Genomic DNA, 13,210 nt, shown 5'->3' on the forward strand with positions numbered 1-13,210 from the left:
TGGGTGCTGGATTGCCTGCGTTGCGCTGCATCAGGTTTACCGAGCCGATGCGATCGCAGGCAAGCCAACCCCCACACTTGATTGCGGCTTTTTCAGTGTCTTGAGCGGTAGATCCTAGAACGTCACTTCCATATTCAGCGTGGGTGTCGACGTGCGACTGCCCCGACCGCCGTCCACACCGAACTTGTTATGCCAGTACTCGTAGCCCACTCCGAGGTACAGGTTCGGCGTTACGCGCTTGCCGGGTCGCACCGCGACCATCAGCGCGCTACGCATCAGCGTTTCCGCTGCGGTATCGCGGCCGTGGAAGTCCTCGCCCTTGTTGCCGACATGGTTGATAAACCCCTGGAACTTGGCCGCGTGGCTGCCGATCTCGAACGGACGCATCCACGTCAGGTTGAGCATATAGGTGTCGTCGAAGGTATGGTCCGACTCTTTCGCGCCGGGAATCCCGCTGTGATTGCGTTCTTTGTAATACATCAGGCTCAGGTCCAGCACGCCGACGGTGTTGAACTTCAAGGTCGGGCCGAGCACCAGCGCGCGTTTTTTCGCCGAGGCAAAGTTGTTGTTGCGGTTGGCATCGAAGCCCAGGGTCAGGGCGTAGTCCTTGATCAGCCCGGTGCCCAACGGCGTATCGAAAACGCGAGAGGCATACAACTGGTGTCGGTATACCGCATACACCTCACTGCCGCCGTGGTCGGTGCCCTTGCGCGGGTCGCGGCTGTCGGACAAAAACACATCGAGGTTCAGAAAGTTGCTGCCGTACTGGTAGCCACTGGCGTGGGTGACGCTGTAGATGCGCTTGCTGAATGCGTCGGGGTTGTTCGGGTTGGTGAATTGCTGGCCGTAGCGAAATCCTACGCTGTTGTTCTTCCATTCCAGCGCGACAGCCTCCCCGCCGCCGAGGAGGGTCAATGCAACGGTTGCGCCCTGTAATGCCTTTTTCATTGTTTTAGGTCCTATGGCGTTCTGGCTCATGACGGCCGGATTGTTTTTGTAACGCCGGTGGAGGGTATCTTGTCCGAATGATTGTATACAACTCTATGGACATCTAGTCTCTGTATTGCATACAGTGGCGCCACAACAAAAACAGAGAACCCCTCACCATGACTATCCCGAAGGCGTCATCGCAACGACCCGAAGATGAGAATCTCGGCGTCGCCGCCAACATGGCTTACGGCCTGCAGCATGTGCTCACCATGTACGGCGGCATCGTTGCCGTACCGTTGATCGTCGGCCAGGCGGCCGGGTTGTCGCCGGCGGATATCGGCCTGTTGATCGCCGCGTCGCTGTTTGCCGGCGGCCTGGCCACGTTGTTGCAAACCCTTGGCCTGCCGTTCTTTGGTTGTCAGTTGCCGCTGGTGCAGGGCGTGTCGTTTGCCGGCGTGGCCACGATGGTGGCGATTGTCGGCAGTGATGGCGCCGGTGGGGTGCCGGCGATTCTCGGGGCGGTGATGGCTGCGTCGTTTATCGGGCTGCTGATCACGCCGGTGTTCTCGCGGATCACCCAGTTTTTCCCGCCGTTGGTGACCGGCATTGTGATCACCACCATCGGCCTGACGCTGATGCCGGTGGCCGCACGCTGGGCCATGGGCGGCAACAGCCGTGCAGCGGATTTCGGCAGCATGGCGAACGTCGGCCTGGCCGCGTTGACCCTGTTGCTGGTGTTGTTGCTGAGCAAGATCGGCAGCGCGACGATCTCGCGGTTATCGATCCTGCTGGCGATGGTGATCGGCACCGTGATTGCGGTGTTCCTGGGCATGGCGGACTTTTCCGGCGTGACCCAGGGGCCGATGTTCGGCTTCCCCACACCGTTCCATTTCGGCATGCCGACCTTCCATGTGGCCGCGATCATTTCCATGTGCATTGTGGTGATGGTGACGCTGGTGGAGACTTCGGCGGACATCCTGGCCGTGGGCGAGATCATCGACACCAAAGTCGACTCCAAACGCCTGGGCAATGGCTTGCGTGCCGACATGCTGTCGAGCCTGTTCGCGCCGATCTTTGGTTCGTTTACCCAGAGCGCGTTCGCCCAGAACGTCGGCCTGGTGGCGGTCACCGGGGTGAAAAGTCGTTTTGTGGTCGCGACGGGCGGGTTGTTCCTGGTCGTCCTCGGCCTGCTGCCGTTCATGGGGCGGGTGATTGCGGCAGTGCCGACCTCGGTGTTGGGTGGTGCCGGGATCGTGTTGTTCGGCACCGTGGCGGCCAGCGGTATTCGCACACTGTCCAAGGTGGATTACCGCAACAACATGAACCTGATCATCGTGGCCACGTCCATCGGTTTCGGCATGATCCCGATTGCCGCGCCGAGCTTCTACGATCATTTTCCCAGCTGGTTCGCGACCATTTTCCATTCGGGCATCAGTTCGTCGGCGATCATGGCGATCTTGCTGAACCTGGCGTTCAACCACTTCACCGCCGGCAATTCGGACCAGCAGTCGGTGTTTGTGGCCGGGACTGAGCGCAGCCTGTGTTTCCAGGATGTGGCCGTCTTGCGCGAAGGCGATTACTTCAGAGGCGGCAAGCTGTTCGATGCCGAAGGCAAGGAGATTCCAGTGGTGGCCGAGGTGCCGAGAAAAGCCGCGAAGGCCGAGACCAGCGAGGTTTAAAACGGTGGCAGCGGGTTTGCTCGCGATGGCGGTCAGGTGCTGACTGAACCACCGCCATCATGAGCAAGCCCGCTGCGACATTGCTCGTCAGCTTGCTTTGAGGGCCTTGTGCGGCACTGAACACGCCTCATCCAAAAACTTCACCACTGTCCCCATGCACGCCTGGCGCTCTTCGACATGGGGCATGTGGCTGGAGTCTTCAAACAGCGCCCAGCGCACATCCGCGATTTCATCCAGGAACGGCTTGACCACCAACGGTGTGGCTTCGTCATGCCGGCCGGAGATCACCAGGGTCGGCACCTTGATTGCCGACAGACGGCCAATCACGTTCCAGTCCTTCAAACTGCCGATCACATGGAACTCGGTCGGGCCGCTCATGGCGTGGTACACGGTCGGGTCTGCATCGACCTGGGCGAACGTGCGCGCAACCTCGTCCGGCCATGGGTTGACCCGGCAGACGTGCTGGTCATAGAAAATCCGCGAGGCGGCGAGGTATTCCGGGTCCTGGTAGGTGCCGGCGGCTTCATGCTTGAGCAAGGTTTCATGCACGCCTTCGGGCAGCAACTGACGCAGGCGGTTGGCTTCGCTGACCCAGGTACGCATGCAGGTGGGCGAGTTGGCCGGGATAAACGCACGCAGGCCCTTGGGTTGCAGAATCGCGTGTTCGCTGCCGAGCATGCCGCCCCAGGATTGCCCGAGAATCGCGTAGTCCTGGCTGATTTGCAGGTGGTCCAGCAGGTTGTTCAGTTCGTCGAGGAACAGGCTGACAGTCCAGAAGGACGGGGCTTTGTCGGGCAAGTGCGTGGAGCGGCCGTTGCCCAGTTGGTCATAGTGGATGACGGCGTGACCACTGGCGGCGACGTCCTTGAAGGCATCGACGTAATCATGGGTGCAGCCGGGACCGCCGTGGATGATCACCAGCGGTGTACGGCCCGAGGCCAGGTCGCCAGTGACGCGATACCAGGTCTGATAGGGGCCGAAGGGCGCAAACCCTTCGCGGACTTTTTCAATGAATTCCATTTCGTATCCTGCTTTGAAAAAAAAGTATCAGGGACACGATAATCGGCACGCGACGTTTAGGTAACTAGCAAAACAGCTAGGTTTTGCCGAAGGGTCAATCTTCCAGCAGGCGGTAATGAGTGGCACGCACCACGGCCTGTACGCGATTTTTCGCCCCCAGTTTGTGCATTGCCGAGGCAAGATGCAGGGTGACGACCGCCAGCGAGCGGCTCAGTTGCGTGGCGATTTCGGCGGCGGTCAGGCCGTCGGCGGCCCATTTCAGGCACTCGCGCTCGCGTTTGGTCAGACGGATATGCGGGTAGGTGCGTAGTTCATTGCTGAACAACGGGTAGGCCGCTTCCTGCAGGGCATGGGAAATCAGGCCGAAATCCGACAAGCTCTGGTGCGCGTCCTCCAGCACCGTATGCGCCTTGCCGGTGCGCAAACCGGTCAACGATGCGAAGCCGCCCCGGGGCAGATGAATCGGCACGCTGACGCCGCAGGTCAGTTGCTGGTCATGCAGGTAAGACGAGACGGGGGCGTGGCACGGGTCGATGATCTTCTGCAGCGCCGTCTGCGCCTTGGCCTCGTAGGACCAGACAAACGGCGACACCGTATTCAAGGCCAGGTGCTGCACCGGATCGATCTGGTAGAACCCTTCGCTGCACCACAAGGCATGCCAATCGGAAGGCGTGTTGCGCAGTTGCAGCACCGAAGGTGTGATCAACGTGCCGTTGAGGTCGATGGGCACTGGCGAGTAGTCATACACCAGCGCATCGAAACCCAACTGTTGGGCTAGGATAAACGCGTTGTCCATCTGCTCGTCCAGGCTCCTGCCCGGCATGAGACGGTGATTGAAGGCAGTTAGCTTGGCCAGCATCCGTTCTGCTCCCGAATTCATATGAATCTCGACTTACTGCAAGTAGAATGCCACGCCCCGGCGAAGGACTGCCAGGCCAAACCTATAAGAAATACTAGGTTATGGATGCACGGCATCCTCGGTAGCTTATGGCCTCATAAACGGCCGCAACCCGCCAGGCCGATACCACACAAGGAACGTATGCATGTGGCGTGAAATAGCCCCCGACCAGCAGTACACCGTGCAAGTCGATGGCCATGACCTCGCGGTCTACAGCTTTGGCGAAGGCGATGAGGTGCTGTTGTGCCTCAACGGCGGGCCTGGGCTACCGTGTGACTATTTGCGCGACGCCCATGGCTGGCTCAAAGAGCATGACCTGCGAGTGGTTGCATTCGACCAGCTTGGCACCGGTGCTTCAGCCAGACCGACCGATGTTTCCCTGTGGGAAATCGGCCGTTATGTCGAAGAAGTCGAAACCGTGCGCCAAACCCTGGGCCTGGGCCGTGTGCATTTGCTCGGGCATTCCTGGGGCGGCTGGCTGGGCATCGAATACGCCATCCATTACCCCGATGCGCTGAAAAGCCTGATCCTGGAAAACACCGTCGGCGACATTCCGCACCTCTCCCAGGAACTCGAACGCCTGCGCGGCGCCCTCGGCAGTGAAACCGTGGCGATGATGCAGCGCCATGAAGCCATGGGGACGCTGGATCATCCGCAGTACCAGGCCGCGATCACCTTGCTCAATTATCGCCATGTGTGCCGCCTGGACGAATGGCCGGCGCCGCTCCGGCGCTCCCTCGACGACTGGAACATGGGCCCCTACGCAACCATGCAGGGTCCCAACGAATTTCTGTATATCGGCAACCTCAAGGACTGGAACCGCATCGCCGAGATGGCCGATTTCAACATGCCGATGCTGATCACCACCGGCCAGCACGACGAGCTCACCCCGGCCTGCGCCCTGCGCATGAAACTGGCCGCCCGGCACGCCGAATTGCATGTGTTCCGCAACAGCAGCCATATGCCATTTTACGAAGAGCCCCAGGCGTACTTCCCGGTACTGCTGGACTTCCTCGCTCGTCACCGAGGCTGACGGATGAACCTGGCGCGCTACCGCTTCGTGCTGACCCGGCCGCTGCAATTGCTGCCGGTGCTGTTCGGCATCAGCCTGATCACCTTCGTGCTGGTGCGCTCGATTCCCGGTGACCCGGCGCGCGCGCTGCTCGGCTCGCGCAGCACGCCGGATGCGTTGCTGAAGATCCGCGCACAGTTCGGGCTCGACCAGCCGCTGTGGCTGCAATATTTTTACTTCTTGAAAAACCTGCTCAAGGGCGACCTCGGCCAATCGCTGTTGTACAAGGTCGATGCGTTGAAGCTGATCGTCACCCGTATCGAGCCGACCCTGGTGCTGGTGCTTGGCAGTGTGCTGCTGGCGCTGCTGATCGCAGTGCCGCTGGCCACCGTCGCGGCGCGGCGCAAAGGCGGTTGTGCGGACAACCTGATCCGCGTGTTCACCACCGTCGGCCTGGGCATGCCGGCATTTTGGCTGGGGTTGATGCTGATCCTGCTGCTTAGCGTGCAATGGGGCCTGTTTCCGGTGTCTGGCTACGGTAGCACCTGGCTGGACAAGACGCACCATATGGTCCTGCCGTGCCTGACCATCGCCCTGGCCCTGTCGGCGGTGCTGGTGCGCAACCTGCGGGCGAGCATGTTGATGGAGTTGCAGGCGGACCATGTTACCGCTGCCCGGGCGCGCGGGTTGTCGGAAGCGGCGGTGTTTCGCCGGCATGTACTGCCCAATTCCCTGGTGCCGACGGTCAACCTGCTGGCGGTGAATATCGGTTGGCTGATCAGCGGCACGGTGGTCATCGAAAGCCTGTTCGCCATTCCCGGCATCGGCCAGTTACTGGTGCGCGGCATCTTTACCCGCGACTACATGGTGGTGCAGGGCGTGGCCATGGTGCTGGCCTGTGCGACGGTGGTGGTCAACTTCGTCGCGGATGTGGTGACCGTCGCCCTCGACCCACGGGTGAAGATGCAATGAGCACTCGTCCACTGATCGCGCCATGGCGCTTGCGCCTGCGCTTTGGCTTGCGCGACGGGCGGCTGACCGCCGCGTGGGGTTTGCTGATTCTGTTGACGTGGCTGGGCCTGGCGTTGTTTGCGCCGTGGCTCGCGCCGTTCGACCCGATCGCGCAGAACACCGATCTCAGCTTGCTCGGGCCGAGCCTGGGCCATCCCTTCGGTACGGATAATTATGGCCGCGATATTCTCTCGCGGGTGATCTGGGGCGCACGCATCGACCTGCAATTGGCGATTGTCGGGGTGATCTTCCCGTTCATGATCGGTACCTTTATCGGCGCGGTCTCTGGCTATATCGGCGGGCGTTTCGACAGCGTCTGCATGCGCGTCATCGACGTGATCCTGGCGTTCCCGTTCCTGGTGTTGATGCTGGCAATCATGGCCATCCTCGGTCCGGGCTTGAAGAGTTTCTATATCGCCATGGCGCTGGTGGGCTGGGTGTCGTATGCGCGGTTGATCCGCTCGCAGATCCTGGTGCTCAAGGAAAGTGACTTCGCCCTGGCGGCCAAAAGCCTCGGCTTTGGCCATGGGCGCATTCTGTTCCGGCACTTGCTGCCGAATGCGATGTTTGGCTCGATTGTGTTTTCCATGTCTGACGCGGTACTGGTGCTGCTCAACGGCGCAGCGGTGAGTTACCTGGGCCTGGGCGTGCAACCGCCGACCGCCGAGTGGGGGACGATGGTCGCCGAAGGGCAGGCCTTCATTACCACCGCCTGGTGGATCTGCACCTTTCCGGGGCTGGCCATCGTGACCCTGGCCATGGGCTTCAGCCTGCTGGCCGATGGCGTGGCGCAAGTGTTGGGAGAGCGCCCATGAGCCTGCTGCAAGTGCGCGACCTGAGCGTGATCGCCAACAATGCCGGGCGCGACGTGACTCTGGTCGACCGCGTCTCCTTCGACCTGGCCGAAGGCGAGATCCTCGGCCTGGTGGGCGAAAGCGGCTCGGGCAAGACCATGGCCTGTCGAGGGCTGATCCGCTTGTTGCCGTCACCCAACCTGCGCGTGCAGGGCGGCGCGGTGCGCCTGGCCGGCCAGGACTTGCTGCCACTGGACGACGCAGGCATGCGCGCAATCCGTGGCGGGCAATTGGGCATGATCTTCCAGAACCCCAGCAGCCACCTCGACCCGCTGATGCGTATCGGCGAACAGATCGCCGAGGGCATCCGCCTGCATCAAGGCGCGTCGAAAAAAGACGCACGCCGGCAAGCCATCGAGGTGTTGCGCCAAGTGGGCATTCCCGATCCCCTGGCGCGGGTCGACAACTACCCTCACGAGTTTTCCGGCGGCATGCGCCAGCGCGCCATGATCGCCGTGGCATTGGGCTGCAACCCGACAGTGCTGATTGCCGACGAACCCACCACGGCCCTCGATGTGACCGTGCAGGCGCAAATCCTGCGGCTGTTGCTGGAGCTGCGCGACCAGCGTGGCTTGTCGATCATCATGATCACCCACGACCTCGGCGTGGTGGCGCAAACCTGCGACACCATCGCGGTGATGTACGCCGGGCGCCTGTGCGAGCACGCCAGCAAATACGAGTTGCTCGCCCATCCCCGACACCCGTACACCGCGGGGCTGATCGATTGCCAGCCGGCCCACAGCAGCGGCCACGCCTTGCTGCGCACCATTGCTGGCCAGCCGCCGTTGCTCGATGCGTTGCCCGTCGGGTGCCGCTTCCACCCGCGTTGCCCGCAAGTCGGCAGCCTGTGTCGCGAACGCTTGCCGGAAGGTGCGCGGGTGGCCTGTCACTATCCGTTGGGAGATCGCCCATGAGCCTGTTGCAGATCAAGGACCTGGAGGTGCGGTTTGCCGCGTCCGGCAGCGGGATGTTCGGCCTGCACAAACAGTGGGTGAGGGCGGTCAACGGTGTGTCGCTGAACCTGGCGGCGGGCGAGACCCTGGGCCTGGTGGGCGAATCCGGCAGCGGCAAAAGTACCCTCGGCCGGGCGATTCTGCACCTCAACCCGATCAGCGCCGGGCAGGTGTTGTTCGACGGCATCGACATGGCCCACGGCAGCGCCGTCGATATCGCCCGCCTGCGCCATGAAACCGCGATGATCTTCCAAGACCCGTATGCCGCGCTGAACCCACGCCACACCATCGGCGAAACCCTTGCCGAAGTGTTGCGGGTGCAGCGCAAAGTCGCGCCGCAGCAGATCGCGCGGCGTGTCGACGAATTGCTCGAGCTGGTCGGCCTGCGCCCTGAATTGGCCGCTCGCAAGCCCGGCTCCCTCAGCGGCGGCCAGTGCCAGCGGGTCGGCATCGCCCGGGCGCTGGCGGTGGAGCCGCGCTTGATCGTTGCCGATGAATGCGTGGCGGCACTGGATGTCTCGATCCAGGGGCAGATCATCAACCTGTTGCTGGAGCTGCAACGGCGCATGAACCTGGCGATCCTGTTCATCGCCCATGACCTGGCCATCGTGCGCCGCCTGTGCGACCGCGTGGCGGTGATGTACCTGGGCCAGATCGTCGAGGAGGGACCGGTGGAAGCGGTCTTCACTTCACCGCGTCACCCGTATACGGCGGCGTTGATCCAGGCGATTCCCGAGATCGATCCGCATCGGCCGTTGCCCACAGAGCCCTTGCCCGGCGAGCCGCCGAGCCCGCTGAATTTGCCTACAGGCTGTGCTTTTCACCCGCGTTGCCGGTATGCCCAGGCCATGTGTTCCGTGGTGTTGCCGCCGACCCATTTCCTGCACGAGCATCGGTACAGTTGCGTGCTTGAAGAACCTTTGCTTTGACCCCTGCCATTCTTGAACAACCGCCGTTATAAACAAGGAGTTATGACATGCAATCGCGCCACTTGAAGTTGCTCGCCGCCGCCACATTGACCGCCTGGTCGCTGACCGCCGGTCTTGCCCAGGCCGCCGGTGTTCTCACCATCGGTTGCCGGGAAGACAGCACCACGTTTGATCCGATCAAAAGCGCGCAAAACCGCGACACCTGGGTCTTTGCCAACGTCTACGACACCCTGGTGCGCGTGGACAACCTGGGCACCAAGATGGAGCCGGGGCTGGCTGAAAGCTGGGAGATTTCCAAGGACGGCCTGACCTACACGTTCAAGCTGCGTGCGGCGAAGTTCTCGGATGGCTCGCCGATCACCGCAGAGGATGCGGCGTTCAGCCTGTTGCGCATCCGCGACAACAAGGCCTCGCTGTGGAGCGACCCGTTCAGCCTGATCGACACGGCCAAGGCCGCCGACCCGCAAACCCTGGTGGTGACGCTGAAGACCCCGGCGGTTGCCTTCCTCTCGCAACTGGCGTCGCCGACGGTGTCGATCCTGTCGGAAAAGGCCATGAGCAAAATGGGCGAAGACGCCTACGCGGAAAACCCGGTGACCTCCGGCGCGTTTACCGTGGGCGAATGGCGCAAGGGCGATCGGGTGATCCTGAAGAAAAACCCGAACTTCTGGCAGGCCGGGAACGTCAGCCTGGATGGCGTGGAGTGGGTCTCGGTGACCGACGACAACACGCGCATGCGTATGGTGCAGAACAACGAGCTGGACACGGCGATCTTCGTACCGTTCTCCCGGGTTGAAGAACTGAAGAAAGACAAAAACGTGGTGATCCATTCCGACCCGTCCACCCGCGAAGATCACCTGCTGATCAACCACGAGCATGGCCTGCTGGCCAAGCCGGAAGTACGTCAGGCGCTGGACATGGCCATCGACAAACAATCGCTGGTGAAGACGGCCACTTACGGTCAAGGCACCGTGGCTTATTCCTACATCCCCAAAGGTTCGCTGTACCACTACGCCAACAACCTGCAGCGCCCGTATGACCCGACCGCGGCGAAGAAACTGCTGGCCGACGCCGGTGCCAAGGACTTGAAGTTGAACTACGTGGTCAACGCCGGCAACGAAGCCGACGAGCAGATCGCGGTGATCATCAAGGACCAGTTGGCCAAGGTCGGCGTGACGGCCAACCTGCAGAAAGTCGACCCGACCCAAAGCTGGCAGATGCTGGTGGACGGTGAGTACGATATTTCGGTGATGTACTGGACCAACGACATCCTCGACCCGGACCAGAAGACCACCTTCGTGCTGGGCCACGACACCAACCAGAACTACATGACCCGTTACAGGAACGACAAGGTCAAGGAACTGGTCGCCGCCGCACGCATCGAGGCCGACCCGGCCAAGCGTGAGCAGATGTATGTCGACCTGCAGAAACTGGCGAAACAGGATGTGAACTGGATTGACCTGTACTACAGCCCGTACATCAACATCTCACGCAAGAATGTGAGCAACTTCCTGCAAAACCCATTGGGTCGCTTCACCCTCGAGGAAGTCGTGAAAAACTAAAGAACACCGCTAAATAAATGTGGGAGGGGGCTTGCCCCCGATAGCAGGGTGTCAGTCACTGCATCTGTGACTGACCCACCGCTATCGGGGGCAAGCCCCCTCCCACATGTGTCGGCCGTTACTGCGCGTCGAACGCTTGCCCGTTGATCCCGCTGCTGTCCGGCCCCATCAGGTACAGGTACACCGGCATGATGTCTTCCGGCGCCGGGTTGTCGGCCGGGTTTTCCCCCGGGTACGCCTGGGCCCGCATGCTGGTGCGCGTGGCGCCGGGGTTGATGCTGTTGGCCCGTACTGGCGCAACGGTGTCGAGCTCGTCGGCGAGGGTTTGCATCAGGCCTTCGGTGGCGAATTTCGATACGCCATAGGCACCCCAATACGCCCGGCCCTTGCGCCCGACGCTGCTGGAGGTGAACACCACCGAGGCGTCCTGGGACAGCTTGAGCAGCGGCAACAGCGTGCTGGTCAGCATGAACATCGCGTTGACGTTGATGTGCATCACCCGCATGAAGTTCTCACCGGACAACTGCTCGATCGGCGTGCGTGGGCCGATGATCGAGGCGTTGTGCAGCAGGCCGTCGAGGTGGCCAAATTCCTTTTCGATCATCGCCGCCAGCTCATCGTATTGATGGGGCAGGGCGGTCTCCAGGTTGAACGGGATCACCACCGGTTGCGGGTGGCCGGCGGCTTCGATCTCGTCGTACACCTGGGCCAGGTTGGCTTCGGTCTTGCCCAGCAACAGCACGGTCGCGCCATGGGCGGCATAGGTTTTCGCCGCCGCCGCGCCAATCCCGCGACCGGCACCGGTCACCAGGATGACGCGGTCTTTGAGCAGTTCGGGACGTGCAGAGTAATCAAACATAAATAGCCTCGACAAAATTCACTAGGTGACCAACACCGAGCTGGAAAACACTGAAGATCCCCTGTGGGAGGGGCTTCATAGGTCAGCAAGACCGGTAGACCATCAGCAACTGCACAGCGCGTTATCCAGCACCTTGCGCAATTCCAACGGGTGATCCACCACCACATCCGCGCCCCAGTGACGCGGGTTGTCGTCCGGGTGGATGTAGCCATAGGTGACCGCCGCCGTGCGGGTGCCGGCTTCGCGGCCGGACTCGATGTCGCGCAGGTCATCGCCGACGAACAGCACGCTGGCCGGGTCCAGGTTGAGCATCTGGCACGCCAGGATCAACGGCTCCGGGTGTGGCTTGCTGTTCGTCACGTGGTCTGGGCAGATCAGCAGCGCCGAGCGCTCGGCCAGGCCCAACTGCTGCATGATCGGCTCGGCAAACCGCAACGGTTTGTTGGTGACCACGCCCCAGATCAGCTTGGACTTTTCGATGTCTGCCAGCAGCTCGGCCATCCCGTCGAACAACGCGCTGTGGATCGCGCAGCCCTTGAGGTAGCGCTCGAGGAACTCCAGGCGCAGTTCTTCAAAGCCCGCGGATTCCGGGTCCATCGAGAAGGTCACGGCGACCATCGCCCGCGCGCCGCCGGAGATTTCATCGCGGATATGCTGGTCGTTGATCGGCGCCAGGTCACGGTCGGCGCGCATCGCCTGGCAGATGGCGATAAAGTCCGGCGCAGTGTCCAGCAGGGTACCGTCCATATCGAAGAGAACCGCTCGCAACTTCACAGGCTTACTCCTCGCGCAGGGTCTGGATCATGTAGTTGACGTCGACGTCGCTGGCCAGCTTGTAGTGCTTGGTCAGCGGGTTGTAGGTCAGGCCGATGATGTCTTTGACGCTCAGCCCGGCCTGACGGCTCCAGGCGCCCAGCTCGGAAGGGCGGATGAATTTCTTGAAGTCGTGGGTGCCGCGCGGCAGCAGCTTCATGATGTATTCGGCGCCGATGATCGCGAACAGGTAGGCCTTGGGGTTGCGGTTGATCGTGGAGAAGAACACCTGGCCGCCGGGCTTGACCATGCGGAAGCAGGCGCGGATCACCGAGGAGGGATCCGGTACGTGTTCGAGCATTTCCAGGCAGGTGATCACGTCGAACTGCTCGGGCATTTCCTCGGCCAGGGCTTCGGCGGTGATCTGGCGGTATTCGACGTTCACCCCGGATTCCAGCTGATGCAACTGGGCCACGGCCAACGGCGCTTCGCCCATGTCGATCCCCAGCACGGTGGCGCCGCGCTGGGCCATGGCTTCGCTGAGGATGCCGCCGCCGCAACCGACGTCCAGCACCTTCTTGCCGGCCAGGTTGATGCGTTCGTCAATCCAGTTGACCCGCAGCGGGTTGATGTCGTGCAGGGGTTTGAACTCGCTTTCGCGGTCCCACCAGCGGTGGGCCAGGGCTTCGAATTTGGCGATTTCGGCGTGGTCGACGTTGCTCATGGTGGTTCCTCTAAATCGGATAAATC

General features: G+C 61.8%; 13 protein-coding genes. 7 read left to right on the forward strand and 6 right to left on the reverse strand.

Annotation, left to right across the window (positions count from 1 at the left end):
• Positions 1 to 114: 114 nt before the first annotated feature.
• Complete coding sequence (locus RGV59_RS14155) at positions 115 to 948, reverse strand: hypothetical protein (protein ID WP_046490483.1); 834 nt, start codon at positions 946 to 948, stop codon at positions 115 to 117.
• Between the two features lie 158 nt (positions 949 to 1,106).
• On the opposite strand from RGV59_RS14155, the gene RGV59_RS14160 reads away from it, so the two are divergent.
• On the forward strand, positions 1,107 to 2,609 hold the full coding sequence (locus RGV59_RS14160) for a nucleobase:cation symporter-2 family protein (protein WP_017848867.1): 1,503 nt from the start codon (positions 1,107 to 1,109) through the stop codon (positions 2,607 to 2,609).
• An 87-nt stretch (positions 2,610 to 2,696) separates the two neighbouring features.
• Here the strand turns inward: RGV59_RS14160 and RGV59_RS14165 are convergent, their stop codons facing one another.
• Together RGV59_RS14165 and RGV59_RS14170 are read right to left on the reverse strand one after the other, a co-directional pair.
• Positions 2,697 to 3,629, reverse strand: coding sequence for a proline iminopeptidase-family hydrolase (locus RGV59_RS14165; RefSeq protein ID WP_017848866.1), 933 nt, complete (start codon positions 3,627 to 3,629; stop codon positions 2,697 to 2,699).
• Positions 3,630 to 3,723: 94 nt separating this feature from the next.
• Entirely contained in the window at positions 3,724 to 4,488 is a 765-nt protein-coding gene (locus tag RGV59_RS14170; RefSeq protein ID WP_102618384.1) for a LuxR family transcriptional regulator, read from the reverse strand.
• 184 nt (positions 4,489 to 4,672) lie between these two features.
• Between RGV59_RS14170 and RGV59_RS14175 the strand changes: the two genes are divergently transcribed.
• Genes RGV59_RS14175 through RGV59_RS14200 form a run of 6 tightly spaced genes read left to right on the forward strand, consistent with a single transcriptional unit; the run spans position 4,673 to position 10,848 of the window.
• Positions 4,673 to 5,560, forward strand: a complete 888-nt coding sequence (locus tag RGV59_RS14175; RefSeq protein WP_017848864.1) for a proline iminopeptidase-family hydrolase — start codon at positions 4,673 to 4,675, stop codon at positions 5,558 to 5,560.
• Positions 5,561 to 5,563: 3 nt separating this feature from the next.
• Positions 5,564 to 6,511, forward strand: a complete 948-nt coding sequence (locus RGV59_RS14180; RefSeq protein WP_322246978.1) for an ABC transporter permease — start codon at positions 5,564 to 5,566, stop codon at positions 6,509 to 6,511.
• On the forward strand, positions 6,508 to 7,365 hold the full coding sequence (locus RGV59_RS14185) for an ABC transporter permease (protein ID WP_017848862.1): 858 nt from the start codon (positions 6,508 to 6,510) through the stop codon (positions 7,363 to 7,365). The genes RGV59_RS14180 and RGV59_RS14185 overlap by 4 nt, the downstream gene beginning before the upstream one ends.
• Positions 7,362 to 8,318, forward strand: coding sequence for an ABC transporter ATP-binding protein (locus RGV59_RS14190; RefSeq protein ID WP_126585880.1), 957 nt, complete (start codon positions 7,362 to 7,364; stop codon positions 8,316 to 8,318). Before RGV59_RS14185 ends, RGV59_RS14190 begins: the two co-directional genes overlap by 4 nt.
• Complete coding sequence (locus tag RGV59_RS14195) at positions 8,315 to 9,286, forward strand: ABC transporter ATP-binding protein (protein ID WP_046490491.1); 972 nt, start codon at positions 8,315 to 8,317, stop codon at positions 9,284 to 9,286. The genes RGV59_RS14190 and RGV59_RS14195 overlap by 4 nt, the downstream gene beginning before the upstream one ends.
• A gap of 47 nt (positions 9,287 to 9,333) precedes the next feature.
• Positions 9,334 to 10,848 (forward strand): ABC transporter substrate-binding protein, encoded by a 1,515-nt coding sequence (locus tag RGV59_RS14200; RefSeq protein WP_102618382.1) that lies wholly within the window; start codon positions 9,334 to 9,336, stop codon positions 10,846 to 10,848.
• Between the two features lie 118 nt (positions 10,849 to 10,966).
• On the opposite strand, the gene RGV59_RS14205 is transcribed toward RGV59_RS14200, so the two are convergent.
• The 3 genes from RGV59_RS14205 to ubiG form a co-directional block, all read right to left on the reverse strand.
• The gene (locus RGV59_RS14205) at positions 10,967 to 11,707 is read right to left on the reverse strand and encodes a YciK family oxidoreductase (protein ID WP_126585881.1); all 741 of its coding nucleotides are present in this window, start codon (positions 11,705 to 11,707) and stop codon (positions 10,967 to 10,969) included.
• A gap of 102 nt (positions 11,708 to 11,809) precedes the next feature.
• Positions 11,810 to 12,481 (reverse strand): N-acetylmuramic acid 6-phosphate phosphatase MupP, encoded by a 672-nt coding sequence (gene mupP / locus RGV59_RS14210; RefSeq protein ID WP_126585882.1) that lies wholly within the window; start codon positions 12,479 to 12,481, stop codon positions 11,810 to 11,812.
• A gap of 4 nt (positions 12,482 to 12,485) precedes the next feature.
• Entirely contained in the window at positions 12,486 to 13,184 is a 699-nt protein-coding gene (ubiG, locus tag RGV59_RS14215) for a bifunctional 2-polyprenyl-6-hydroxyphenol methylase/3-demethylubiquinol 3-O-methyltransferase UbiG (protein WP_017848856.1), read from the reverse strand.
• Positions 13,185 to 13,210: the final 26 nt, after the last annotated feature.

It is taken from the genome of Pseudomonas sp. FG1 (assembly GCF_034313875.1).
Lineage (GTDB): Bacteria > Pseudomonadota > Gammaproteobacteria > Pseudomonadales > Pseudomonadaceae > Aquipseudomonas > Aquipseudomonas veronii.

Bases quoted from the DNA above. Each gene is read 5' to 3' on its own strand.
- RGV59_RS14200 (WP_102618382.1), top strand. From the start codon at position 9,334: ATGCAATCGCGCCACTTGAAGTTGCTCGCCGCCGCCACATTGACCGCC.
- RGV59_RS14155 (WP_046490483.1), bottom strand. From the start codon at position 948: ATGAAAAAGGCATTACAGGGCGCAACCGTTGCATTGACCCTCCTCGGC.
- RGV59_RS14175 (WP_017848864.1), top strand. From the start codon at position 4,673: ATGTGGCGTGAAATAGCCCCCGACCAGCAGTACACCGTGCAAGTCGAT.
- RGV59_RS14190 (WP_126585880.1), top strand. From the start codon at position 7,362: ATGAGCCTGCTGCAAGTGCGCGACCTGAGCGTGATCGCCAACAATGCC.
- RGV59_RS14205 (WP_126585881.1), bottom strand. From the start codon at position 11,707: ATGTTTGATTACTCTGCACGTCCCGAACTGCTCAAAGACCGCGTCATC.
- RGV59_RS14185 (WP_017848862.1), top strand. From the start codon at position 6,508: ATGAGCACTCGTCCACTGATCGCGCCATGGCGCTTGCGCCTGCGCTTT.
- ubiG (WP_017848856.1), bottom strand. From the start codon at position 13,184: ATGAGCAACGTCGACCACGCCGAAATCGCCAAATTCGAAGCCCTGGCC.
- RGV59_RS14165 (WP_017848866.1), bottom strand. From the start codon at position 3,629: ATGGAATTCATTGAAAAAGTCCGCGAAGGGTTTGCGCCCTTCGGCCCC.
- RGV59_RS14195 (WP_046490491.1), top strand. From the start codon at position 8,315: ATGAGCCTGTTGCAGATCAAGGACCTGGAGGTGCGGTTTGCCGCGTCC.
- RGV59_RS14180 (WP_322246978.1), top strand. From the start codon at position 5,564: ATGAACCTGGCGCGCTACCGCTTCGTGCTGACCCGGCCGCTGCAATTG.
- RGV59_RS14170 (WP_102618384.1), bottom strand. From the start codon at position 4,488: ATGCTGGCCAAGCTAACTGCCTTCAATCACCGTCTCATGCCGGGCAGG.
- RGV59_RS14160 (WP_017848867.1), top strand. From the start codon at position 1,107: ATGACTATCCCGAAGGCGTCATCGCAACGACCCGAAGATGAGAATCTC.